General features: G+C 44.3%; 21 protein-coding genes, 7 tRNA genes and 1 other RNA gene. 14 read left to right on the top strand and 15 right to left on the bottom strand.

The features are described 5' to 3' along the window. Window positions 1-40: 40 nt before the first annotated feature. Entirely contained in the window at window positions 41-1,486 is a 1,446-nt protein-coding gene (nagE, locus tag AB8613_RS03880) for an N-acetylglucosamine-specific PTS transporter subunit IIBC (protein ID WP_372384795.1), read from the bottom strand. A 192-nt stretch (window positions 1,487-1,678) separates the two neighbouring features. Here nagE and AB8613_RS03875 point away from each other — a divergent pair, with 192 nt between their 5' ends. Together AB8613_RS03875 and AB8613_RS03870 are read left to right on the top strand one after the other, a co-directional pair. After that, entirely contained in the window at window positions 1,679-2,557 is an 879-nt protein-coding gene (locus AB8613_RS03875) for a LysR substrate-binding domain-containing protein (RefSeq protein ID WP_372384522.1), read from the top strand. 106 nt (window positions 2,558-2,663) lie between these two features. Beyond that, window positions 2,664-2,828 (top strand): hypothetical protein, encoded by a 165-nt coding sequence (locus AB8613_RS03870; RefSeq protein WP_186728075.1) that lies wholly within the window; start codon window positions 2,664-2,666, stop codon window positions 2,826-2,828. A 103-nt stretch (window positions 2,829-2,931) separates the two neighbouring features. Here AB8613_RS03870 and AB8613_RS03865 read toward each other — a convergent pair whose 3' ends face one another. From AB8613_RS03865 to AB8613_RS03855, 3 genes are all read right to left on the bottom strand, one after another. Continuing rightward, entirely contained in the window at window positions 2,932-3,852 is a 921-nt protein-coding gene (locus tag AB8613_RS03865) for a YeiH family protein (RefSeq protein ID WP_285953324.1), read from the bottom strand. A 146-nt stretch (window positions 3,853-3,998) separates the two neighbouring features. Beyond that, entirely contained in the window at window positions 3,999-5,873 is a 1,875-nt protein-coding gene (locus tag AB8613_RS03860; protein WP_372384521.1) for an MFS transporter, read from the bottom strand. Between the two features lie 17 nt (window positions 5,874-5,890). After that, window positions 5,891-6,481, bottom strand: coding sequence for a TetR/AcrR family transcriptional regulator (locus AB8613_RS03855; RefSeq protein WP_146491729.1), 591 nt, complete (start codon window positions 6,479-6,481; stop codon window positions 5,891-5,893). A gap of 197 nt (window positions 6,482-6,678) precedes the next feature. Between AB8613_RS03855 and AB8613_RS03850 the strand changes: the two genes are divergently transcribed. The 3 genes from AB8613_RS03850 to tsgA all read left to right on the top strand — a co-directional run bounded on the left by AB8613_RS03850 (window position 6,679) and on the right by tsgA (window position 9,808). Further along, window positions 6,679-7,587: a Tim44 domain-containing protein gene (locus tag AB8613_RS03850; RefSeq protein ID WP_054548202.1), complete on the top strand. Its 909-nt coding sequence runs from the start codon at window positions 6,679-6,681 to the stop codon at window positions 7,585-7,587. Window positions 7,588-7,852: 265 nt separating this feature from the next. Beyond that, on the top strand, window positions 7,853-8,563 hold the full coding sequence (gene deoD / locus AB8613_RS03845; protein ID WP_372384794.1) for a purine-nucleoside phosphorylase: 711 nt from the start codon (window positions 7,853-7,855) through the stop codon (window positions 8,561-8,563). Window positions 8,564-8,635: 72 nt separating this feature from the next. Continuing rightward, window positions 8,636-9,808, top strand: a complete 1,173-nt coding sequence (gene tsgA / locus AB8613_RS03840; RefSeq protein WP_327784085.1) for an MFS transporter TsgA — start codon at window positions 8,636-8,638, stop codon at window positions 9,806-9,808. Window positions 9,809-9,858: 50 nt separating this feature from the next. Here the strand turns inward: tsgA and AB8613_RS03835 are convergent, their stop codons facing one another. The 8 genes from AB8613_RS03835 to AB8613_RS03800 form a co-directional block, all read right to left on the bottom strand. Further along, window positions 9,859-10,533 (bottom strand): Crp/Fnr family transcriptional regulator, encoded by a 675-nt coding sequence (locus AB8613_RS03835; RefSeq protein ID WP_123305447.1) that lies wholly within the window; start codon window positions 10,531-10,533, stop codon window positions 9,859-9,861. 163 nt (window positions 10,534-10,696) lie between these two features. Continuing rightward, window positions 10,697-10,781: transfer RNA gene (locus tag AB8613_RS03830), tRNA-Tyr, on the bottom strand. Between the two features lie 102 nt (window positions 10,782-10,883). After that, window positions 10,884-10,968: transfer RNA gene (locus tag AB8613_RS03825), tRNA-Tyr, on the bottom strand. A gap of 103 nt (window positions 10,969-11,071) precedes the next feature. Beyond that, a tRNA-Tyr gene (locus AB8613_RS03820) sits at window positions 11,072-11,156 on the bottom strand. Between the two features lie 103 nt (window positions 11,157-11,259). Next, a tRNA-Tyr gene (locus AB8613_RS03815) sits at window positions 11,260-11,344 on the bottom strand. Between the two features lie 103 nt (window positions 11,345-11,447). Beyond that, window positions 11,448-11,532, bottom strand: a tRNA-Tyr gene (locus AB8613_RS03810). A 103-nt stretch (window positions 11,533-11,635) separates the two neighbouring features. Next, a tRNA-Tyr gene (locus AB8613_RS03805) sits at window positions 11,636-11,720 on the bottom strand. A 103-nt stretch (window positions 11,721-11,823) separates the two neighbouring features. Next, a tRNA-Tyr gene (locus AB8613_RS03800) sits at window positions 11,824-11,908 on the bottom strand. Between the two features lie 549 nt (window positions 11,909-12,457). Between AB8613_RS03800 and AB8613_RS03795 the strand changes: the two genes are divergently transcribed. From AB8613_RS03795 to AB8613_RS03780, 4 genes are all read left to right on the top strand, one after another. After that, the gene (locus AB8613_RS03795; protein WP_372384520.1) at window positions 12,458-13,534 is read left to right on the top strand and encodes an efflux RND transporter periplasmic adaptor subunit; all 1,077 of its coding nucleotides are present in this window, start codon (window positions 12,458-12,460) and stop codon (window positions 13,532-13,534) included. Further along, a complete protein-coding gene (gene vexH, locus AB8613_RS03790; RefSeq protein ID WP_372384519.1) occupies window positions 13,534-16,647 on the top strand; it encodes a vibriobactin export RND transporter permease subunit VexH in 3,114 nt (1,037 codons plus the stop codon). The genes AB8613_RS03795 and vexH overlap by 1 nt, the downstream gene beginning before the upstream one ends. 127 nt (window positions 16,648-16,774) lie before the next feature. Beyond that, complete coding sequence (locus AB8613_RS03785) at window positions 16,775-17,095, top strand: DUF1244 domain-containing protein (RefSeq protein ID WP_372384518.1); 321 nt, start codon at window positions 16,775-16,777, stop codon at window positions 17,093-17,095. A 141-nt stretch (window positions 17,096-17,236) separates the two neighbouring features. Beyond that, on the top strand, window positions 17,237-18,568 hold the full coding sequence (locus tag AB8613_RS03780; RefSeq protein ID WP_372383695.1) for an IS4 family transposase: 1,332 nt from the start codon (window positions 17,237-17,239) through the stop codon (window positions 18,566-18,568). A 55-nt stretch (window positions 18,569-18,623) separates the two neighbouring features. Here the strand turns inward: AB8613_RS03780 and AB8613_RS03775 are convergent, their stop codons facing one another. Next, window positions 18,624-19,670, bottom strand: coding sequence for a PLP-dependent cysteine synthase family protein (locus tag AB8613_RS03775; protein WP_372384793.1), 1,047 nt, complete (start codon window positions 19,668-19,670; stop codon window positions 18,624-18,626). A gap of 168 nt (window positions 19,671-19,838) precedes the next feature. Between AB8613_RS03775 and AB8613_RS03770 the strand changes: the two genes are divergently transcribed. After that, window positions 19,839-20,294 (top strand): Lrp/AsnC family transcriptional regulator, encoded by a 456-nt coding sequence (locus tag AB8613_RS03770; RefSeq protein WP_017056968.1) that lies wholly within the window; start codon window positions 19,839-19,841, stop codon window positions 20,292-20,294. A 72-nt stretch (window positions 20,295-20,366) separates the two neighbouring features. Further along, window positions 20,367-21,023 carry a hypothetical protein gene (locus AB8613_RS03765; RefSeq protein ID WP_285952840.1) on the top strand — a complete coding sequence of 219 codons (657 nt, stop codon included), beginning with the start codon at window positions 20,367-20,369 and terminating at the stop codon, window positions 21,021-21,023. A 125-nt stretch (window positions 21,024-21,148) separates the two neighbouring features. Here AB8613_RS03765 and tesB read toward each other — a convergent pair whose 3' ends face one another. Then, window positions 21,149-22,009: an acyl-CoA thioesterase II gene (gene tesB, locus AB8613_RS03760; RefSeq protein ID WP_048664245.1), complete on the bottom strand. Its 861-nt coding sequence runs from the start codon at window positions 22,007-22,009 to the stop codon at window positions 21,149-21,151. A gap of 168 nt (window positions 22,010-22,177) precedes the next feature. Here tesB and AB8613_RS03755 point away from each other — a divergent pair, with 168 nt between their 5' ends. Beyond that, entirely contained in the window at window positions 22,178-22,618 is a 441-nt protein-coding gene (locus AB8613_RS03755; RefSeq protein WP_029222253.1) for a YbaY family lipoprotein, read from the top strand. A 75-nt stretch (window positions 22,619-22,693) separates the two neighbouring features. Here the strand turns inward: AB8613_RS03755 and AB8613_RS03750 are convergent, their stop codons facing one another. Next, window positions 22,694-22,996 carry an MGMT family protein gene (locus AB8613_RS03750; protein WP_060982945.1) on the bottom strand — a complete coding sequence of 101 codons (303 nt, stop codon included), beginning with the start codon at window positions 22,994-22,996 and terminating at the stop codon, window positions 22,694-22,696. 213 nt (window positions 22,997-23,209) lie between these two features. On the opposite strand from AB8613_RS03750, the gene AB8613_RS03745 reads away from it, so the two are divergent. Both AB8613_RS03745 and ffs read left to right on the top strand, forming a co-directional pair. Beyond that, complete coding sequence (locus AB8613_RS03745; protein WP_285952841.1) at window positions 23,210-23,953, top strand: hypothetical protein; 744 nt, start codon at window positions 23,210-23,212, stop codon at window positions 23,951-23,953. Window positions 23,954-24,149: 196 nt separating this feature from the next. Further along, an RNA gene (ffs, locus tag AB8613_RS03740) (signal recognition particle sRNA small type) lies at window positions 24,150-24,246 on the top strand. Window positions 24,247-24,339 lie beyond the last annotated feature (93 nt).

Below are 24,339 nucleotides of genomic sequence, written 5' to 3'. Positions count from 1 at the left end.
CAAATTCTTACTGTTTTATCTTGTCATCAAAGCTGCCGAGTTAAGCGAGTGCCTTCTTCATTTGTTCTGCGACCTTATCCACTTTTCCTAAGCCAATGATAACTTGCAGTCCACCTTTACCCACCGGAACCACACCTGCCGCTCCCAGTTTCTTCAGTTTGTCACTGTCGGCGATTGATGAGTCTTTTACTGTTAGGCGTAGGCGAGTAATACAGTTATCGACTTCAAGGATATTGTCAGCACCACCAATCGCTTCAATGTAGTTGTTGGTTAGGTTAACTAATGCTTCAGGAGATGCAGTCTCGCTTTCTGCTTCCATTTCCTCACCACGACCCGGAGTGCGTAGGTTGAACTTGATGATAGCGAAGCGGAAAATGCAGTAATAAAGTGCGAAGAACACTACACCTTGAACCAGTAGCATGTACCAGTTAACCGCTAGTGGGTTTTGGCTTGATAGTACTAGGTCAACGAAGCCAGCAGAGAATCCGAAGCCTGCCATCCACTCCATGCTTGCCGCAATGTAAAGCGACAAACCTGTTAACACAGCGTGTAGTAGGAACAGTACCGGAGCAAGGAACATGAAGCTGAACTCAAGCGGCTCTGTGATACCTGTGAAGAATGAAGCCATCGCCGCCGCAAGCATGATAGCGAATACTTGGTTCTTATTTTTCGCATCAGAACAGTGGTACATCGCCAATGCTGCTGCTGGTAGGCCAAACATCATGATAGGGAAGAAGCCCGCTTGGTACATGCCTGTTTTACCCGGAATACCCGTACCGTTAGCGATAGATTGTGCACCGCCTAGGAAGTTTGGAATGTCGTTAATGCCTACAACGTCGAACCAGAACACAGGGTAAAGTGCGTGGTGCATACCAACTGATAGGAACAAACGGTTGAAGAAACCAAACAGACCGGCACCAACTGCGCCCATGCTTTCTAGCTTTATACCTAGAACGATCAGAGCGTCATAAACAGCTGGCCAGATGTATAGTTGAGCAAAAGAGAGAGCCATACCTGCGATTGAAGTCAGGATAGGAACCAAACGCTTACCACTGAAAAACGCCAAAGCCTGAGGAAGTTCAACGGTTGAGTAGCGGTTGTAGATCTCAGCTGAGATGATACCTACTATGATACCCACAAATTGGTTGCTGATTTTGCCAAATGCTGCTGGCACTTCACTTAGTTCAACATCCATTAATTGAGCGACAGAGCCTGGAGCAAGTAGTGTGGTGACGACGAGGAACATCACAAAACCAGACAATGCGGCTGAGCCGTTTTTATCTCGGCTCAAACCAAATGCGACACCCACCGCGAACAGAACTGCCATGTTGTCGATGATCGCACCACCAGATTTGATCAAGAATGCGGCTAAGATGCTTTCTGAACCCCAACCAACAGGATCCAGCCAATAGCCGATCCCCATAAGGATTGCTGCAGCTGGCAGTGTGGCTACGGGAACCATTAATGCCTTACCTACTTTTTGCATATACCCGAGTATATTCATATGTGCCCCTAAGTTTGTAATTAATTTTTTAATGTTTCTGCTCGTCAACGTATGGAGTCAAAGATTGATCGAGGCAGGGTTTTAAGTAACTTCGGCTATTAAAAACTTATTTCTTAATGCAAACAAACGAAACGGGTAGTAGTATGAATTAAAATTTTTAATGCATGAGTTCGTATGGCTAACCATCAATCTTTACTTAGAAATCTTCATACTTTTAATGTTGCTGCAGAGAAAATGAGCTTTACGCTAGCGGCGAAAAAGTTGCATCTGACTCAGGGAGCCGTTAGCCATCGAATCAAAGTGTTAGAAGGTGAACTCGGATTTAACTTGTTTGTGCGAGGGACTCGTAAACTGGAACTGACTGAAGAAGGCCAGCGTTTTCAACGAACGTTATCCAAGTCGTTAAGCTCTATTTTTGGTGAGATCGAAGACATTACCAACACAGACTTGTATGGACAGATCAATATCGGTACTAGTCCTGCATTTGCCAACAGTTGGTTACTGCCAAGATTGGCTGATTTTAAACAGCGATACCCAAAGTTTAATCTCAACATCTTCTCGCAAGAAGAGCAGGATTTTCATCAAAATCATCTCGATGTCGCCATTTACTATGGTGCTGAAGCTCTCAAAGACATGCATCGACAGCGCCTGTTTGGTGAAAAGTATATTCCGGTGTGTACACCGAGTTACGCGGCTGAGCACGACATCTTTGATGATGGCTTAGAATCGCTGCACCGGATTAATTTCATTCATGCACTAGGATCAGATGTATGGCAGCGTTGGATTAAACACCATGGCTTGGATGTGAACTTGTTTGAGCAATTTTACAGCGTGAGCCACCGGGATATGGGCGTAAGAAGTGCCCTCAGCAATATCGGTGTCGCGATGGGGCGCTATCATTTTGTTAAGCAGTACATTGAGACTGGTGAGCTCATAACGCCTTATCCGAGTATGGATACTGACAAAGGGTATGACTTAATCTGCCCATTAGGCACGGAAAAACGTCCTAAGGTAAGAACCTTTATTAAGTGGTTAGAGGGGCAGTTACGCTAGGTTAGTTAATTTAGCAATTAGATAGTTCAAAACAGAATTTATTATCTTTATAACCATCCATCATAATAAGCCATACAAATAACGGATTATAGAATAAGGTCTTATTATGAAAATTGCCCTCATCATTGCGGTTTTACTGCAGATAGGCCAAGCGGTCACTTCGTCAGGGTTGACTCGCTCGTTGGCTGAACTCACCGCATTTGTGTTGGTTGTGGTACTTGTTTTAATGAAAAGAGAGAGCAATAAGAGTGATAAGCCCCTGTTTGAATAGTAGTTTGGTCAATATAGATGACAAATGATAAAGGCAAAGCCCATATGAGCTTTGCCTTTTTTTTGTGCTTCGTGATGTTGTTAGAGATTTAACTCCCTAGAGGTTATGCGAGGGTCAACCAAGCTAACGAACCTGTAGAAATCATCACCCACATCGAAATACCAAACATCAATGGCTTCGGCCCAGCCGCTTTCAGTTTCTCTACTGAGATGCCGCAGCCAATCAAGAACAGACACACAACCAACGCACGCTTAGACACGTCAAAGATCCCTTGATACACCATCTCAAACTGTGGCAATAAGTCACTTACCGCGATAGCCGCACAGTAGAAGAAAATGAAGTAGGGAACGGTAATCTTCTTTTGATCGCTTTTGAAGATCATAGCGCTAACCAAAGCAATTGGAATGATCCAAAGTGCACGAGCGAGCTTCAATGTTGTCGCGGTAGTCAGTGCTTCCTCACCATAAGCTGATGCTGCACCAACAACTGAAGAAGTATCATGAATCGCGATTGCTGCCCAGGTACCGAAAGTCTGTTGGCTTAATTCAAGCGCATGGCCAATCATCGGGAACAAGAATAGAGCTACCGAGTTCAACACAAATACAGTGGCTAACGCCAAGCCAATCTGTTCATCGTCTGCTTTGATCGCGGGTGCCACAGCTGCTATCGCACTACCACCACAAATCGCGGTACCAGAAGATATAAGGTAGCCTGTTGTGCGGTCTAGCCCCATTCGTTTAGCCAAGAACCAACCAATGACTAATGTACCAATAATCGTCGTTACAATGAGTCCAATACCATCGCCTGTTACCGCTAATGCTTTTTCAAACTGAATGCCAAACCCCAAGCCAACAATCGAGTAGGCCAGTAACTTCTTGGTGAGTTTACCGACTTCCAAGTGTTCAGGAACTAAACCTAAACTAGCCAGTAGGAAACCGATAACGAGGGCTGTCGGGGAACTGACCCAGGGCGTTAAGCAAAATAGTGCAGCAAGATAAAACGGAACGGACTTTTTTAGGTTCATTGTATTTAGAGTCTTGTTTTGTAGTGACGTTATTGTAATGAGACCACTATACGTTCAATAAAATGATAAGTAAGTCTAAATGAATTGAACAAACGTTAAGGAAAACTTAACGCTTGTTCAGTTGATATGAATACGGTAAAGGTTATTTAGCGTAAGGTGCCGCGAAGATTGGACACCGACTGTCGAAGAGTTTCACAAGAGGCTTCTTTAGGTGAAATAGGCTCGCCAGCTTCTATCTCTAGTTTAGTCCAGAAGCGAGTGGGTAATCCTTTGCAGGCACGGCCTTTGTAACGGCTAAAGTAACTGCCCCATAATCCTTTGAGAGCCATTGGAATCACAGGGACAGGAGAACGTTTGATGATCAGCTCCATACCACGCATGAACTCAGCCACTTCGCCATCAGAGGTTAGCTTTCCTTCTGGAAAAATACACACGATGTGGCCTTCATGCAGGGCGAGTTCTACTTCTTTAAAAGCATTTCGAATAGAGCTACGGTTGGTTGCGGAGATTGGAATCACCCCAGCTCTTTTCAAGAAACGTCGAATAGGCGGCAACTTGGTGTAATCTTCTTCCATCACAAAGCGGATCAAGCGAGGGCAAACGGCGCTCAGCAATAATGCATCCATATAACTCACATGGTTGCAGATAATCAATGCGCCACCTTTTTCTGGCAGGTGATGTAAGTTCTTATGCTTCACTCGATACATGGTGTGAGTGACTACCCATGTAAAGAAACGGAAAGCGTATATAGGCACCTGGTGAAACAGGTACAGCATAACCAAAGTGTTTCCCAACGCGAGCAACACAAACAGCTGTGGAATTGAAAGCTCTAGAACACTAAGGCAAACAATACCTAAAACTGCGCTTCCCACCATGAACAGTGAATTGTAAATATTGAGCCCTGCAATCACTTGGGCACGCTCATTTGGTTTCGCACGTAATTGCATCAGTGAATACAAAGGAACAATAAAGATACCGCCAGAGATCCCCAGTAGTAGAAGATAAGCAAACAGCGGCCACAGCTCTGAATACATCACGAACTGATGGAAAGAGTTAAAGTTAGGCAAAGACTCTGGAATGGATATCGCCATTAAAAGGCCAAAGATAGAGATACCTAAGCTGCCCATTGGCACGATACCAATTTCAATTCGATGATTAGACAACTTATCGCAAGCCAAAGAGCCAATCGCAATGCCTACCGAGAACAGTGCCAGTAAAAATGCGACTGAGCTTTCTGTGCCGTTTAGGTGCAGTTTGGTGAAGTTTGGAAACTGAGTTAGGTAAGCCGCACCAAGGAACCAAAACCAGCTGATCGACATCAGAGCTTGAAAGGTTGGGCGGTCTTTTTTGGCAATCGCCAGTGTTGCGCGGGTGAGCTTTATAGGTTGCCACTTCACTGTAAGGTCTGGTGCATTGCTTGGCGCTTGTGGGATAAAGCAGCTCGATAGATAGCCAAGCACAGCGAATGAAACAATACACACCGCAGCAATGAGCTTCGCCTCTTCTTCAGACGCAATAATACCGGCACCTAGAGTTCCAATTAGAATCGCTAAGAATGTACCTGTCTCGACGAGCGCATTGCCAGATACCAGTTCTTTCGTTTCTAGTTGCTGTGGAAGCAGGGCGTACTTAACTGGGCCAAAGAAGGCACTTTGTGTTCCCATTAGAAACAGAAGCAGTAGCAGTATTCCGTAACTTTCGTAGATGAAGCCGATCGCCCCCAGTGACATGATCACCACTTCAAGGAGTTTAACTTTGCGAATGAACCAAGATTTTTCGTATTTATCGGCCAAGACTCCGGCCAAAGCAGAAAATAGGAAGAAGGGCAGAATAAAAAGGCCAGCGGCCAAATTTATGAATAAATTACTGGAAATAGGCAGCGTGTCTACGCTAGCGAAAGCAACAAACAGTAACAGGACATTTTTGAATATGTTGTCATTAAAGGCTCCTAGAAATTGAGTAATAAAGTAGGGTAGGAACCTTTTTTGCATTAACAGCGAAGATTGGCTGCTGTTGTTCATTGTCTTTCCTTGGATGATTACCAGTTGGTTAAGTAGTTTGAGACTAGGTTATTGATCAACTCTTTACCATCAATTGGCTCAGCGGCGAAAAACTTATCATCAACGCTAAGTAGAGTAATTCCATGTACTCCAGACCATAATACACGGCTGGCTTTAACGACTTCGCTTTTAGTATGTTCAGGGCCAATCGCTACTAGCAGCTGCTCTAGCATGCCTGTCATTCTATCGATGCGGTTTGATTGCCATTCAGGAAGGTTTTCACCGTTCATGTTGTGCTCAAAGATAAGCTGCCAACGGTGAGGGTGTTTTTGTGCAAAATCGTGGTAGCAGTATGCAAGGTTGAATAGAGCTTGTTGGGGGTTGCTCGATTGTTCAACCGCTGCAGCGGACTCTGACGTCAGTTCATCTAATGTTTGAGCTACAACGTGCAAAAGTAGTAAGTTGTAGTTACCAAATACATTCACCAAGGTGCTTGGTACATAACCAATCATATTGGCAATTTTTCGTAAACTTAACTCGTGATAGGAGTGCTCTTCTAAGAAGTCGGTCACCGTCTTTAAGGTTAGTTGCACTAATTGTTCTCGAGTATGATCGTTTCGTCTTGCCATGAGTAGTTTCTATTAAATGAACATCGTTCAATATTTTAATGCTGCCCCTGAGTGCCGTCAATCCCTTCGCTAGTTTCGTAATCAATTAATAGCCGCAATATTATGATACATGTGTAAACGCCGTGAATATTTCATTGTTCTTTGTTAACGAGTATGATTAAGGTGTCGAAAGATAAAGAACCCTATAAAGGATAATAATGAAACGATTTTTCTCACTAGTCGCGATCCTGTTGGTAACAGTCGCGGTGACGCCAATCGCGGAAGCGAAAAAGTTTGGTGGTGGTAAGTCATTTGGCAAAAGCTTTAAAACGGCTCCAGCACCAAAACAACAAAACACGAATTCGATCCGACAAGATCAAACGGGTAAGAACACAGCAGCTAACTCAAGCAAAAAAGGCCTTATGGGCGGTTTGCTAGGTGGTTTACTTGCTGGTGGTCTTTTAGCTGCATTCTTTGGTGGCGCATTTGAAGGTATCCAGTTTATGGATATTCTGATCATGGGTCTGATTGCTTTCCTAGCGTTTAAATTCCTACGCGGTATGTTGGGTGCGAAGCAGGGCTCAATGAATCAGCAGAATGCACGTGGCCAACAGCCAGCATTCGGCGGCATGGGTCAGAACAAGTTTGAACAACCTAAGCAACAACCAAATGTTCATAACTTCGAGCAAGCACAACCTCAATCACAAGGCACTGCTGGTGGTTTCGGTTTTGGTGCACAAAGCGATGTTCCACATAACTACCCACCGGGCTTTGATCAAGCGGCATTCATCAATGGTTCTCGTGAGCACTACCGTACACTGCAAGGTGCATGGAACCACAACGAGCTAAACACGATTGAAGAATACGTATCTCCAAGCCTATTTGAAGACCTAAAAGCTGAGCGTAATAAGCTAGACGGTGATCAGCACACAGACGTAATGTACGTTGATGCTGAAATCGTTCGTGCAGACCACGATGGCAGCAAAGCACAGCTAAGCCTTCAGTTTAGTGGTCGTTACCGTGACACTGCGGATGGCGTTGAAGAAGATATCACAGATATCTGGCACCTAGAGCGTGACCTAACAACTGACAATGCACCTTGGTTAATTGTTGGTATTCAAGGCTAATTCCAAGATTTAACTCAACATCAATATGATGTAGTTATTCGGAATGACACCAAATAATTGAAAGCCCCTGCTGAGAAATCAGCAGGGGCTTTTTTGTGTGCTAAGGATAGTAAGCCAGTCATAACTAGGTTCTTATAACGGCTATTTTCTCTGTTTTGATAGAGAGATTCAAATTTGAGAGGCAGTACTTTGAAAGCGGACATTTGTCCTCAATGCTTTGTGCCATTGCTCCTTATGATTGCGTCAACAAAACAAATAAGGAAACATTATGACTGCACATATTGCTGGTACTGCTGAGGATTTCGCATCTACGGTAATTATGCCGGGTGATCCACTACGAGCGAAATACATTGCTGAAACCTACTTAGAAGACGCAAAGCTCGTGACCGATATTCGCAACATGTTTGGATACACTGGCTATTACAAAGGGCAGCGTATCTCAGTTATGGGGCATGGCATGGGTGTACCATCAATGGTTCTCTACGGCCATGAACTGATTAATGACTTTGGTGTGAAGCGCATTATTCGTATCGGTAGTGTTGGGGCAACGCAGAAAAATGTGATGATGCGCGATGTGATTCTGGCGCAAGCAGCTGGGACAGACTCTCCAACTAATGCCAAGCGCAGCAGTGGCTATCACATGGCGACATCGGCAACGTTTGAGCTTTTACATAATGCTTACCTTTCAGCAAAAGAGAAGAATATAGACGTAAAAGTTGGCAACGTGTTCACTGGCGACCTTTATTACGATCCTGATGAAGACCTTATCCCTGCCTTGGAGCGTTTTGGAGTGCTTGGTATCGATATGGAAGTTGCAGGCTTATACGGGCTAGCACAACAATTTGGTATTGAGTCATTAGCGATCCTGACGGTGTCTGATCATTGTATCACGGGTGAGGAGACGACAGCAGAAGAGCGTCAGCTTTCATTCAACAACATGATTGAAATTGCTTTAGAAACGGCAATCAAAGCTTAAGCCTGTGTGGAGGGCTTAACGTTAAGCTCTCCCAAATTAAAACATCTAACCTACGAGCCCTTGGAGTGAACAATGAAAAATAAAATGACACTCACTGCTATCAGTTTCCTCGCTAATTTTGTTATGGCGGGCTTTGCGACACAATTTGGTATGTTGGTCGAGCCAATAGCCAATGCATTTAACGCGAATGTAAATGAAGTAGCATCAATATTTTCTTTATTAAATGGCGGAGCACTTGCCGGAACTATTGCGGCTTTCTTCTTAATTGAAAAAGTCGGTATTAAACGCATGACGGTACTGTGCTACGGCATTATCGCGCTGTCCTCATTAGGCCTTTACATAGCACCTTCGTTATCTATCGTGATGCTATGCATGACTATCATTGGTTTTTGTGGCGGTGTTGGTCTGTGTATCGCTGGTACTATTGTCGTTTCACTATGGAAAGACAAAATTCAGAGCACAATGTTAGTAGTACAAGACGCGACATTTAACATTGCAGGTGTTGTGTTCCCTCTGATTACCACTTACGCACTTACTAATGCTATGAATTGGAGCATCAGTTACTTGAGTGTTGGCGTAGTTGCTTTGGCAACAATGTTTATCGCTTTGCTGACTAACTTCAGCCAGTGTGGTGGTGAAGGCGCAACACAAACTGAATCAAAGTCTGAATGGAACTTTGGCATTATCAGTGGTGGTATCGGATTATTCTTAGGAATGCTTGCCCTTTATACTTTCTTAACTTGGGCTCCAATGTTTGTGAAAGAGAAGTTTGATATTCCATTTGAACAAGCGGGTAACATTATTACTCAGTATTGGTCAGCAGCGTTGGTTGGTGCTTTAGTTTCGACTGTCATTGTGTCGCGCATGAAGATTCAGTATTTCTTATTGACGATTATTACGCTGGCAATGGTGATAACGAGCGTCATTGTAACGACAAACAAACTAGAATGGCTCTCTTACCTGACTTATGGTTACGGGTTTGCTTGCGCCGCACTTTATAATGCTTTCATTGCTTATGGTGTGTCATTTGTTCGCAATGCATCAAGTAAGAATGTTTCTTATATATTGGTTAGTGGCAGTGCTGGTGCAATGTTTAGCCCTGCGATTAGCTCTATGATGGAAAGTATTGTTGGCTTACAAACGGTTATGTATGCCATCCCTGCTATCTATGCTGTTGTGTTGGTGATGCTTATTGCATCTACAAAGTACAAAGCAAGCCAAGCCAATCAAACTCAAACTGCATAAATAGTTATCGGTTTAAGTGACCCCGAAAAGGTCTGCATTTGCGCAGGCCTTTATTGTTCCGCAAACTTTCTAAGCCCTTCTAGATCAAGAATCCTTAAGCCTTTCTTTTCTTTCGCTATAAAACCTTTGCTCTCAAGCTCTTTCACTGCGCGGCGGTAGACTCTATCAGTTGTAGCAAAACGTTCTGCTTCAAGGTAGTTTTTTTGAAAGCCATCGACGGGTAAGTCATTCAAATATTGATGATAAATGTCGTAGGCAACATTGTAAGTGATCGGATACAGAAGACGCCTTGTTAGGATCTCGACGGTGTCTTGATAGTCAATAGCGATAGCACTGGCGAAATAAAGAGAGAGCTTAGGTTGCTCTAACAAATATTTCTTTAGTTTTTGTGCATCAATGATAGATACGCTGACAGGCTCGATTGGCATAATATCCATCTGGCAGCGGTATCCGGTAAAGAACTCCATCTCTCCGAAAACTTGTTGCTCACACTCGAGGGTACCTAGCAAAAATGTTTTACCGTTTCGAGCCGTCATCCCCATAGAAACCCTTCCTGAATCGACAAGGTATAGGTTCTCTACATGCTCTCCTTGAGTTAATAACTTCTCATTTTCCTGAAATATTCTGCTCGTACAAATACAATCACGAATGGTTTGTTCGATTAGTTGCTTGTCTTCGGTCCACTCAGTTTCGAAGCGACCTTTTCCTAGGGTTTGTAGCTGCATATTTGGTTTTAATTCAGTTGTTGAGATAAGTTTCTTAACTTGGATGATAGATTATCAAGAGCGTTGAGCGAGAAAGGTAACGGGTACAGTGAAATATTATACACAGAAACGAAAAAAGCCAACTCAATGAGTTGGCTTTTCGATTTTCCAATTAAGGAGAATATGGTGGAGGGAGACGGATTCGAACCATCGAAGGCAGTGCCGGCAGATTTACAGTCTGCTCCCTTTGGCCACTCGGGAACCCCTCCAGGGTGTGTCTTACTCTTCACAAAGTAAGCCTAAATTGATGTTTTCCCATAAGCCCATCAATCAGGTTGTTCTCTTAACTCTTAAAAGAGGTAAGAAGAATATGGTGGAGGGAGACGGATTCGAACCATCGAAGGCAGTGCCGGCAGATTTACAGTCTGCTCCCTTTGGCCACTCGGGAACCCCTCCAGGGTGTGTCTTACTCTTCACAAAGTAAGCCTAAATTGATGTTTTCCCATAAGCCCATCAATTAGGTTTTTCTCTTAACTCTTTAAAAGAGGTAAGAAGAATATGGTGGAGGGAGACGGATTCGAACCATCGAAGGCAGTGCCGGCAGATTTACAGTCTGCTCCCTTTGGCCACTCGGGAACCCCTCCAGGGTGTGTCTTACTTTTCACAAAGTAAGCCTAAATTGATGTTTTCCCATAAGCCCATCAATCAGGTTGTTCTCTTAACTCTTTAAAAGAGGTAAGAAGAATATGGTGGAGGGAGACGGATTCGAACCATCGAAGGCAGTGCCGGCAGATTTACAGTCTGCTCCCTTTGGCCACTCGGGAACCCCTCCAGGGTGTGTCTTACTCTTCACAAAGTAAGCCTAAATTGATGTTTTCCCATAAGCCCATCAATCAGGTTTTTCTCTTAACTCTTTAAAAGAGGTAAGAAGAATATGGTGGAGGGAGACGGATTCGAACCATCGAAGGCAGTGCCGGCAGATTTACAGTCTGCTCCCTTTGGCCACTCGGGAACCCCTCCAGGGTGTGTCTTACTCTTCACAAAGTAAGCCTAAATTGATGTTTTCCCATAAGCCCATCAATCAGGTTTTTCTCTTAACTCTTTAAAAGAGGTAAGAAGAATATGGTGGAGGGAGACGGATTCGAACCATCGAAGGCAGTGCCGGCAGATTTACAGTCTGCTCCCTTTGGCCACTCGGGAACCCCTCCAGGGTGTGTCTTACTTTTCACAAAGTAAGCCTAAATTGATGTTTTCCCATAAGCCCATCAATCAGGTTGTTCTCTTAACTCTTTAAAAGAGGTAAGAAGAATATGGTGGAGGGAGACGGATTCGAACCATCGAAGGCAGTGCCGGCAGATTTACAGTCTGCTCCCTTTGGCCACTCGGGAACCCCTCCAGGGTGTTTTTCCTAACTCATAATGGATAGGCTAAAGAGATGTTTTTCCCAACGCATCTCTCAAGTGCGGAGCGCATCATAGCAAACACGTTAAACCTGTAAAGAGTTTTTCTTATGGTTTTGTGTTGAATGCTGCCTTTTTGGGCAAAGATGGCGAAAAGTACGCATATTGCTCGGGAAGTGAACATCTGTACTAAGGTTTACGTATTAATAGGTAACACCTTGAGGTAACTGGCTTTCTGTACGGTGTCTGATTTGTGTAATTCGCTAAGAAACGTAAATGGAATTTAATCTAGATTTACACTTCTTGACGTTACAGCATTCATCAGTTGATAGAATACGGTTAATTTCATTTATAGATAATAATACCAATCGTAGTAAATAACATGTCATCCTAGCTTGTTAAAAAGCTCGATAACGGCGTTAGAATTTTTGATTGTAGAATAACTACTTATCGAAAACTCTTCCTTGTTCTCAAGCCTTTTTCCTGCGCTATTTCTGACCGTTTACTTACTGTGATTGGTATAAACTTACTTGCAGACCATTATTATGAAGCGTAAATCTGTTTTAACCCTGCTTAGCTTGTCTATTCTTATGGCGTCTCCAGCCGCACTAGCTAAACGCATGGGCCCTAGCACTGTCACTGTTGTTACTGAGCAAGTTGATATTCACCAAGTTAGCCAATCTCTTTCGTTGGTCGGTAAGTTAGAAGCAGAACAATCTGTGATCATTACCTCTGAAGTAGCGGGCAGAGTTGACTCTATCAACATCAAAGCCAATCAAGATGTCACCAAAGGGCAGATGTTGGTTCAATTAGATGACGACAAAGCAAAAGCTGCAGTTGCAGAAGCGCAAGCGTACCTAAAAGACGAGAAACGTAAGCTAGCGGAATTCCAACGACTAGTGAAACGCAACGCGATCACGCAAACTGAAATTGACGCTCAGAAAACCAATGTAGAGATCGCTAACGCTCGTTTAGCCGCTGCAAATGCCAACCTGAAAGATCTGCACATCAGCGCGCCATTCTCGGGTACTGTTGGTTTTATCGACTTTAGCCGCGGTAAAATGGTGACAGCAGGTACTGAACTCGTGACCCTTGATGACCTGTCAGTAATGCAGTTAGACCTTCAGATCCCGGAGCGCTACCTTTCTAAACTATCTAAAGGTATGAAAGTAACGGCTCGCACCAGCGCATGGGGCGACACTCAGTTTACTGGCACAGTGGTCGGTATTGATTCTCGTATTAACGCTGAAACCTTGAACCTTCGAGTTCGAATCCACTTTGATAACAATAATGATTATCTAAAGCCAGGCATGTTAGTGGCAGCGAATATGGACTTCCCACCAGTGGAAGCGCCAATCATTCCCGTTCAAGCGCTTGAGTATTCAGGTACGAAGCGTTTCGTTTATATTATCGGCGAAGATAACAAAGCGACTCGTACCGAAGTTTTCTTAGGTGCTCGTATCGACAACGAAGTCGTGATCGACAAAGGCATCGAAATTGGTCAGAAGATCGTGGTGCAAGGTATCGTGAACATGCGTGACGGCGTCTTGGTTCAAGAGCTTGCCGTCAATCGCCCAGTTGATGCAGCGAGTAATAAAAAAGTACAAGAAGGCGCTAACTAATGTTGTTATCTGATGTTTCTGTAAAGAGACCAGTCGCGGCCGTCGTATTGAGCCTACTATTGGTTGTGTTTGGTATTGTCTCTTTCAACAAGCTCGCAGTTCGTGAGATGCCAGATATTGAAAGCCCGGTGGTATCGATCAGTACCCGTTATGAGGGGGCTTCTGCCACTATCATTGAAAGCCAAATAACCTCCAATCTTGAAGATCAGTTATCCGGCATCAGTGGTATCGATGAGATCGAATCCACAACGCGTAACGGCATGTCGCGTATCACGATTACCTTTGAGCTTGGTTACGACCTCAATACCGGTGTTAGTGATGTTCGTGATGCCGTAGCTCGTGCGCAGCGTTCATTGCCCGATGAAGCCGACGACCCCATTGTTTATAAGAACAACGGTAGTGGTGAAGCTTCGGTCTACATCAACTTAAGCTCGACGGAGATGGACCGAACGCAGTTAACCGATTACACCGAGCGTGTATTGATTGACCGCTTTAGTTTGATCTCTGGTGTGAGCTCGGTGGATATTTCTGGCGGCTTGTACAAAGTAATGTACGTCAAGCTGAAACCTGCGCAGATGGCGGGTCGTGGTGTTACTACCTCGGATATCACTTCTGCACTAAAAAGTGAGAACATTGAAAGCCCCGGTGGTGAAGTACGTAACGATGCGATTGTGATGTCGGTTCGTACCGCTCGTTCTTACACTGAAGCGGAAGACTTCGAATACCTAGTCGTTAAACGCGCTTCAGACAATACACCTATTTACCTTAAAGATGTCGCTGATGTTTACATTGGTGCAGAGAACGAAAACTCGACCTTTAAGAGTGACGGCGTTGTTAACGTAAGTATGGGTATTGTGCCTCAGTCAGATGCGAACCCACTTGAGGTGGCTGACTTAGTCCATAAAGAAGTCGAAGCAATTCAAAAGTTCTTGCCAGATGGTACTCGTTTGGCTGTCGACTATGACTCAACAGTCTTTATCGACCGTTCGATCTCTGAGGTTTACAGCACGCTCTTTATCACGGGTGGCTTGGTTATCCTTGTGCTTTACATCTTTATTGGTCAAGCACGTGCGACACTTATTCCTGCGGTAACCGTACCTGTATCTCTGATCTCGTCGTTTATTGCGGCGTACTACTTTGGCTTCTCTATTAACCTGATCACTTTGATGGCACTTATCTTGTCGATTGGTTTGGTGGTTGATGATGCGATCGTGGTAGTTGAGAATATTTTCCACCATATTGAACGTGGTGAATCACCCTTGCTTGCAGCTTATAAAGGTACGCGTGAAGTAGGATTTGCGGTAATCGCAACAACGCTGGTATTGGTGATGGTATTCCTGCCAATCTCGTTCATGGACGGCATGGTTGGCCTATTGTTTACCGAGTTCTCTGTATTGCTCGCTATGTCGGTGATCTTCTCGTCTCTGGTCGCATTAACGTTAACGCCTGTGCTAGGCAGTAAAATCCTAAAAGCGAACGTTAAACCAAATCGTTTCAACCTGTTTGTCGAGCGTGTATTTGGCAAACTTGAGTCTGGATACCGCGCGGTATTGCGCCGTGCTCTAAACTGGCGTTGGGCTGCTCCAATCATCATTATCGCGTGTATGGGTGGTAGCTATGGTTTGATGCAGCAAGTGCCGTCACAATTGACGCCACAAGAAGACCGTGGTGTTATTTTTGCGTTTGTTCGTGGTGCTGATGCAACCAGTTATAACCGTATGTCTGCCAACATGGACATCGTTGAAGAACGCCTAATGCCGCTGCTTGGTCAAGGCTTCTTGAAGTCATTCAGTATTCAATCACCAGCGTTTGGTGGTAATGCGGGCGACCAAACGGGCTTCGTAATCATGATCCTAGAAGATTGGGACGAACGTGACGTTACAGCACAAGAAGCGTTGAACGAAGTTCGTAAATCTTTAAATGGCATTCCTGATGTACGTGTATTCCCGTTCATGCCGGGCTTCAAAGGTGGTTCAAGTGAGCCTGTTCAATTCGTACTGGGTGGTTCTGATTACACTGAACTTCAGAAGTGGGCAGAGATCTTAAAACAAGCCGCTGAAGACTCTCCAATGATGGAAGGTGCGGATATCGATTACTCTGAGAAAACACCAGAGCTATTGGTAACCGTAGACAAACAGCGTGCAGCTGAGTTAGGTGTGAGCGTTTCGGATATTTCGGATACGTTAGAAATTATGCTGGGGGGGCGTAGTGAAACCACCTTCGTTGATCGTGGTGAAGAGTACGACGTGTACCTGCGTGGTGATGAGAACAGCTTTAATAACGCGAACGACTTAAGCCAAATCTACATGCGAACTCAGTCTGGTGAGTTGGTTACACTCGATACGCTGACGCACATTGAAGAAGTCGCTTCATCGATTCGTTTGTCGCACTACAACAAGCAGAAATCGGTGACCATTAAAGCGAACCTAATGGAAGGTTACACGCTGGGTGATGCACTCGACTTCCTTGATGAACAAGCGATTGAGCAGCTACCGGGTGATATTTCAGTGAGCTACTCAGGCGAGTCAAAAGACTTCAAAGAGAACCAATCGAGTATCTTAGTGGTGTTTGCGCTAGCGATGTTGGTCGCGTACTTGGTACTGGCCGCGCAGTTTGAAAGCTTCATTAACCCACTGGTGGTAATGTTCACCGTACCTATGGGTATCTTCGGTGGCTTCTTAGGTTTGGTGTTGATGAGTCAAGGGCTCAACGTCTACAGCCAAATTGGTATGATCATGTTGATCGGCATGGTTACCAAAAACGGTATCTTGATCGTGGAGTTTGCCAACCAACTTCGTGACCGTGGTATTGAGTTTGAAAAGGCGATCATTGATGCTTCGGCTCGACGCTTACGTCCAATCATGATGACAGCTTTCACGACATTAGCAGGTGCAATCCCATTGATTACCTCAACAGGCGCAGGCTATGAAAGCCGAGTGGCTGTGGGTACGGTTATCTTCTTCGGTATGGGCTTCGCGACACTGGTAACTCTGTTCGTAATCCCTGCGATGTATCGATTGATTTCTGGCTCAACACGCTCTCCGGGTCACGTGGAAGCGGAGCTTAATAAAGAGCTTAGCCATGACAACGTGGGAAGAACCAGTCACGGTTAATGAGCACGGAATAGTGTAACAATATTGAAAAGCCTGCGTTTGCTCCTAGCGAATTGCAGGCTTTTTTTGTATAACACACAGAGCTCAACGAATTAATACAAGAAAACAAATACCAAAGGAAAGTAAAGTGACTGAATTTAAATACAAAGATCTTTCTCAAGAAGAACAAGATAAGCTGGATGCAGCAACCTTTCGTCGCCTGTTAGCACACCTAGATAATAATAAAGATGTTCAGAACATCGATCTGATGATCTTGGCTGGTTTCTGCCGTAACTGTTTCAGCAAATGGTACAAAGCGGAAGCTGAGCAACAAGGCTTGGACTTGGATATCGATGACGCTCGTGAACGCGTATATGGCATGACTTACGATGAGTGGAAACAAAACCATCAGCCTAAAGCGACGCCTGAACAACTAGCAGCATTTGAAGCGAAGCAAAAACCAGAATAGAACTGGCTAATTTGGTTATCAAAGATATAAAAAAGAGCCCATCAAGGGTAATGCCGATCAGTTAAGAAATTTGTGAGATCATTTGACCGATCCTCAAAAGGCTTCAAAATCCGATATTAGGAAACTAATATCGGATTTTTTATGTCTTTAGAAAGCCAACTTGCTAATACTTTTCGGTCATGTAATACCTTCCATCACTTTGACAAATACTCTGACATTCTTAGTCCAGAGCTTATCCAGCAAGGCTTTGAGCAAGCTGGCGTAGCAACCGTTAGAAGAAGACGGTTACCTTTGGAAGCAGTACTTTGGTCCGTTGTTGGAATGAGTCTCTTTCGTCAACAATCTGTTTGGGATATCGCTAACCAACTCGATATTGTCCTGCCAGACAAACAACGCTTTGTTGCACCAAGTGCTGTTGTTCAAGCGAGGCAGAGATTAGGTGAAGAAGGTGTAAAGCAAGTCTTTAAGAAGATGGCAGCGCATAGCTATCAAGCGTCTAACTTCGAAACTTGGTGTGGATTAAACCTTCTCTCCGTCGATGGTGTCGTTTGGAGAACAACAGATACACCTGAAAATCATCAAGAATTTAAAGCGCAGCGTAATCAATCATCTGAAAATATTTACCCTAAGGTACGTATGGTTTGCTTGATGGAGCTTACAAGTCATCAACTAATCGATAGTGCATTCTCTGACTATCGCACCAGCGAAATGCGGCTCGCAGAAGAGCTCATCGAGCAAACACCAAATCATTCTCTGACTATTTTTGATAAAGGATATTACTCTTTAGGGCTGCTTAATCGTTGGAACAAAGTAGGTCAAGAAAGGCATTGGATGCTCCCTGTGAGAAAGGACTTTCAGTATGAAGTCGTCCATAAATACAGCCGGAGTGACGCTATCGTTGCCATAAAAACAACACCTCAGGCAAGAAAGAAGTTCAGTGATCTCCCTGAGACAATAGAAGCAAGGTTAGTATCGAAAATTATCAAGGGTAAGGAATATCAGGTACTTACATCAATGTGTGATGGGTTGCGCTTTCCTGGTGAAGACATCGTAGAGCTCTATCGCTATCGTTGGGAGATCGAATTAGGCTATCGGGAAATGAAGCAAACCTTGCTGGATAGTGAGTATACATTGCGAAGTAAGCGGCCAGATATGGTCAAACAGGAGCTCTGGGGAATTTTGTTAGCCTATAACCTTATAAGGCAGGTTATGACAAAAGCAGCGAGTAAGTTAGATAGCATCTGGCCGAATCAATTAAGCTTTACGAGTAGTGCCATGGCTGTGACTCAATACTTCGCTGCTTTACCTTTAACGAGCCCGGGAAAACTACCTAAACACTATGAAGTGTTATTACAGCAAGTATCTATGTTTATCCTACCACCCCGAAGAGAAGATAGAAGCTATCCTCGCTGGGTAAAACTGAAACCCAAGAAATATGCAACAAACAGAAAAAATGCCAGTCAGCTTAACTGACTGGCATTACCCATCAAGGGCTCTTTTCTACTTCGAACTATCGGCTGATATGAACTTAAGCCAGTTCACCCGTCTGCGAGAAAGCTTCTAGCTTTGCCGCGTACGGTTGTAGGTCACCGATATTCAGATTTACCCACTCGTCATTGAAGTAAGTGTCTAGGTAACGCTCACCGCTGTCACACAGTAAAGTCACGATCGACCCTTTCTCGCCACGCGCTTTCATTTCACTGGCTAGTTGAAGCACACCGTACATGTTAGTACCGGTTGATGCGCCAACCTTGCGGCCAAGAATGTCAGATAACCAATGTGTCGTTGCGATACTTGCGGCATCTGGGATTTTACGCATTTCGTCAACCACACCAGGAATGAAGCTTGGCTCTGCTCGTGGGCGACCAATGCCTTCAATCTTGCTGAATGTACTGCCTTTCACGTTCGCATTGCCGGTTTGGAAGTATTCGTGGAATACAGAGTTCTCAGGGTCGACAACACAAAGCTTAGTTTCATGCTGTTGGTAGCGAATGAAGCGGCCGATAGTTGCAGAAGTACCGCCAGTACCTGGGCTCATTACTACCCAAGCTGGAACTGGGTGATCTTCCATCTGCATTTGATTGAAAATCGAGTTAGCGATGTTGTTGTTACCACGCCAGTCGGTTGCGCGCTCAGCGTAGGTAAATTGGTCCATGTAGTGACCATTCAGCTCTTCTGCTAAACGGCGAGACTCATCGTAAATTTCATCTGATCGGTCAACAAGGTGCGCTTGGCCGCCGTAGAATTCAATCTGCTCAATTTTCTTCTTCGCTGTGCACTTTGGCATTACTGCAATAAATGGCAGGCCAAGTAGGCGAGCAAAGTACGCTTCAGATACCGCAGTGCTGCCTGATGAAGATTCGATGATTGTTGTTTCTGGGCCAACCCAACCGTTACAGATAGCGTATAAGAACAGAGAACGCGCTAAGCGGTGCTTTAAAGAGCCTGTAGGGTGTGTGCTTTCATCTTTAAGGTAAACATCAATGCCTTCGATACTTGGTAGATCGAGCTTGATAAGGTGCGTATCCGCTGAGCGTTGGTAATCCGCTTCAATTTTACGAATCGCGTTGTTAATCTATTGATGGTCAGTGCACATAAGCGTTCTCCTGATCGAGTGTAGGAATTCTTTGTAATTGGTATGGTTCTAATTTATCTATAATTCGAGAGAAATACTTTGCCATATTTGCTTTGTTTTGCTTAAATTGTAGAAAATTATTCTCTTTAAATTCGATTTGGTGAAAGTGTGATTGATGCTGTAGACAAAAAAATATTAGGGTTACTGCAAGAAGACAGCACGTTGTCATTGAACGATATTTCTGAAGCGGTCAATCTCACCACAACGCCCTGTTGGAAAAGGCTTAAGCGCCTTGAAGAGAACGGCATTATTGAGAAAAGAGTCGCGTTACTGAACCCGGAAAAATTGGACCTTTCCTTTACCGCGTTCGTGTTGGTGAAAACCAGTGATCATTCTCATGAGTGGTATGGGCGTTTTGTGAATACCGTGTCGGAATTTCCAGAAGTGATGGAGTTCTATCGCATGGCTGGCGAATATGATTATATGATGAAGGTTCAGGTTAAAGACATGAAGTGCTTTGATGATTTCTACAAGCGCTTGGTGAATAGTATTGATGGTATCTCTAATGTGACCTCGACATTTGCGATGGAACCATTGAAGTACACGACAGCATTGCCGCTTTAAGCTACGCCTAGTTACTCATTAACTATCATGTCAGTTTAGATATCGCCCCTGCGATAAAGAAAAGGATTATTCATGTTTGCAAAAGTATCTACCGCTATCCAACTAGTATTGGCGATCGCCATTTTTTACCTTGGCTACACCATTTACTCATTCACCAATAAAGTCGGTGATATTGTCGATACCTATCCGCAGGTTATTGAGGATTTATCGGTATTGACTAAAGGTCTTAAAGTTGAAGAGTGGCTAGAGTTTGCATCTCATGTCGACGAGCTAGCCCCTCGAGTTTTAGATACTGTCGAAGAGGTGAGAAAGACCATCGATGACGTGAATCAAACCGTAGCGTCGGTCGACAACAAAATCCCTGCGATATTAGATGAAGTTAAAAATGTTCGAACGGAAGTTGAGCAGGTAAGAACTGATGTTATTCCACCAACATTAACTGAGTTAAAACGATATCGCGTCGACGTAATGCCACCAATGCTTGCGGAAAGTAAGTCTTACCGTGAACAGACTATTCCTGTCATTGTCACTGAATCTGAAATGCTACGAGCGGAAGTTCCGGGTATTTTGGCACAAGCTAATTTGTTAGCTGATAAGAGTAAAGAGCTCGCTCAGGGAGCCGCAGAAGGGGCGGTGAAAGGCGTAGTGTTATCACCATTTAACTTATTGCGAGATGCGGGGGATGGTATAAAAACTCGCGTACAAGGCGAGTTTGAACCCGCAGAATAGGGGAGTTAGGGCTTGGTTTTCTAGTTTGGTGAGTTGTCATATTTAATAGAAAGAGGCTAGGTGTGACACCTAGCCTTTTTCTATTTTGATGTGGCTTGTTTATTCAATTTAGAAGTAATTATTCGTCACTTAGTAAAACGCATCACACCTTCTTGTACTGCCGTCGCTACTAGCTCACCTTTTTGGTTAAAGATCTCGCCGCGCACTAGGCCACGAGTGTTAGCTGCCGTTGGACTTTCAATCGCGTAAAGCAGCCATTCATCCATCTTGAATGGGCGGTGGAACCAGATGGAGTGGTCAATCGTCGCCACTTGGAAGTTTGGTGTCATGATAGAGACTTCGTGAGGGTGAAGTGCCGTAACCAAGAACCCCCAATCGGATGCGTAAGCAAGCAGGTATTGATGAATCAATTGATTGTCTGGCATCGCGCCATTTGCTCTTACCCAAAGATATTGTTTCGCTTCCGTCTTTTTAGGATTGAGTGGATTCACGACCGTCACCGGGCGCATCTCAATCGGCTTTTCGCCACAGAAGGTTTTGCGTAGTTTCTCTGGTAAGAATTCCGCAATGTGGCTCGCTAATTCAGTTTCAGATGCAAAGTTCTCTGGTCCAGGAATATCTGGCATAGCAATTTGGTGTTCAAAGCCTGGCGCATCGCCATGATAAGAAGCCGTGAGATAGAAAATAGGGCGACCATTCTGAATCGCTTTAACACGGCGGGTACTGAAGCTGCGTCCATCTCTTAGGTTCTCAACATCGTAAATAATGGGTTTTTCAGGGTCGCCGGGAAATAGAAAGTAACTGTGAAACGAGTGCACACTGCGGTCGTCTTGAACAGTGTAACGAGCAGCAGACAGCGCTTGCCCTAATACTTGACCGCCGTATACCTGTGGCAGACCTAGGTTCTCACTTTGCCCGCGGAACAGACCTTCTTCTAGTTTCTCTAGCTGAAGTAAATTGAGTAATTCTTTTAAAGGTTGACTCATCGCCAGCATGCCTCTTGGTAAAATAGGTGTCAGATTATGGTGTTAATCATTTAGCTTAGTCAGATATCTGTCAATAAATCATAGGGTTTCGAGACAGAATATGAAAGCTCTCTTATAATTGCTGAGTAGATTTGCCGAGTCCGGCAAACATGTTGAGAGAAATTGAATATGAAAAAGGCTCTAATTCTTATTACGTCTTTAGTATCGTTTGGCCTACTTGTTGGTTGCCAAGCAACATCAGAAACAAACGCTTCTCAAGAAGTGGTTGCAGAGAACACTCAAGTGATTTCAGGAACAGTAAGCTACCGTGAAAGAATTGCATTGCCAGAGAATGCAGTGGTTACTGTGACGTTAGAAGACATCTCACTGGCTGACGCACCATCGACGGTTATCGCAACTCAAGAGTTCACCACTGATGGTAAGCAAGTACCGTTCGCATTCGAACTGAGCTACGACAACAACAAGATTAAAGCTAACCACCGTTACAACATGCGCGCGACAATTCATGTTGATGGAAAACTGCGTTTCACTACTGACACTATTAAGTCGGTAATTACTGATGTAGAAAATACACAGCAAGCAGACCTACGTTTGGTTGGTGTTCGTTAATTCAAAGTCGATGCCAACGTTAAGGCATCTTGATTGGCTTAAATTAGTCAGTTGAATTAGCGATTAGTGGCAGCTTTAGGGCTGCCATTTGTATATTCTGAGTTTGATCTTTCCTGCATCACTCACTTCAACTCCTTCTTTGACCAAATGCTGCTTTTGTCGGTCGAACGAATCACCCTTTAAAGAGATCTCTCCCTTGCTGTTTATCACTCGATACCAAGGCAGTTTGCTACCTTCTGGTAGGTTACCAAGCGCTTTACCAACATGCCGCGCATAGCCCGGAAATCCTGAAAAACGTGCTATGTCTCCATAAGTTGTTACTTTTCCATATGGAATTTGGTGAATCACAGCAAAGATTTGGCTCAAAAATTGGTCCATACTAAATGTTCCTAGTTCATAAATACCAATCACAGTAAGTAAGTGTTCAAAAATAGCGCAGGGAAAAAGCTTGAGAACAAGACAGATTTTTCGATAAGTAGTTATTCTACAATCAAAAAATCTAACGAGGTTATCGAGCTTTTTAACAAGCTAGGGGGACCAGTTAATTACTACGATTGGTATGGTACCACGGATCGGTAGAAGGAGAGGGCTATGGTATTTTCAACGTTTCAGTTCTTGATAACCACATTATTAGCGGTTGTTTGCGCGAGAGCAATCAGTTTAAGTGAGGGAGACATCCCTGTGCTTGCAATGGTAATTCCTGCTTTATGGATTTTACCGCAGGGGGGCATAGCAGGATTAGCTTTGCTTATTTCCATGACTACTTATGGTCTAACCCTTCCTTTGCAGCCCATTACGCTGTCTGTCAGTGCATGGGTACTATTTCCGCTATTGATGGTGGTCTTCTCAAGACGCAGTAGTTTGTCGGTCGTAATTATTTCAGGCTTGATTGTGACTACTTTGCAGGTCGGGATTATGGTCACGCAATCAGCAGGCAAGCTTGAAGGCGTCCCGTGGGTTACCACACTTCAGACCTTATCTATCATCGTAATTTGGTGGGCAGCCAATCATCTTAAGCCAGCCAGCCGACACAGCTGGTGGTCATTAGGCTTAATACTTCCATTATGGATAGCCGATTTACCTTATGCTGCTTTGGTGGCCTTGTGTATAACGGGCATCATGGCATCAATGGAAACGCTGACGCGCTTGAAAACGTTCCGCTGGAATAAGCTACTGTGTTGGACACTGCCAACGGTCGGTTTTGCGGCTTTGGTGATAACCCCAAGCATTGAAGTACCAAGCCCTGTCTTTGTGGTGTGGTTGTGTCTATTAGGCACCGCGTGGATGACAGACTACATCATTCGTACAGAAGATAACGAAGACATCGATGTCTAGTTCTTCAGAAATCCAAACCTTCCAAATGCAGGTAAATGGTGAATTTACCTGCGATTTTCTAGTGGTTTGAATAAAGGATAAGCACTTAGACGGCAATTGTTCAAAAATAGGGTGGAAGGGCTTGCAATGGTTGCTGTGATGCTTAATAATCCAATCACTCTTTGAGGCAAGCCTCTAAGAAAACGAATCTATGGGGGCCTGGTCCTCCCGCAACAATAGCTCGTGAACTCGGTCAGGCCTGGAAGGGAGCAGCCGCAGCGAGTGACTTGTGTGCCGGGATGTGGCTGGGTTCCCACCCCTTAAAAAAGCCGCTCTTTATGAGCGGCTTTTTGCTATCTGAAGCTTTCCAAAAATTAAACAACAATTTTCATCAGTGAAGCTCATTC

Source organism: Vibrio sp. BS-M-Sm-2, from assembly GCF_041504345.1.
In the GTDB taxonomy this organism is placed as follows: Bacteria; Pseudomonadota; Gammaproteobacteria; order Enterobacterales; family Vibrionaceae; genus Vibrio; species Vibrio satsumensis.
Note: the sequence above shows the minus strand (reverse complement) of the source record. Positions and strands in the feature narration are given on the sequence as shown.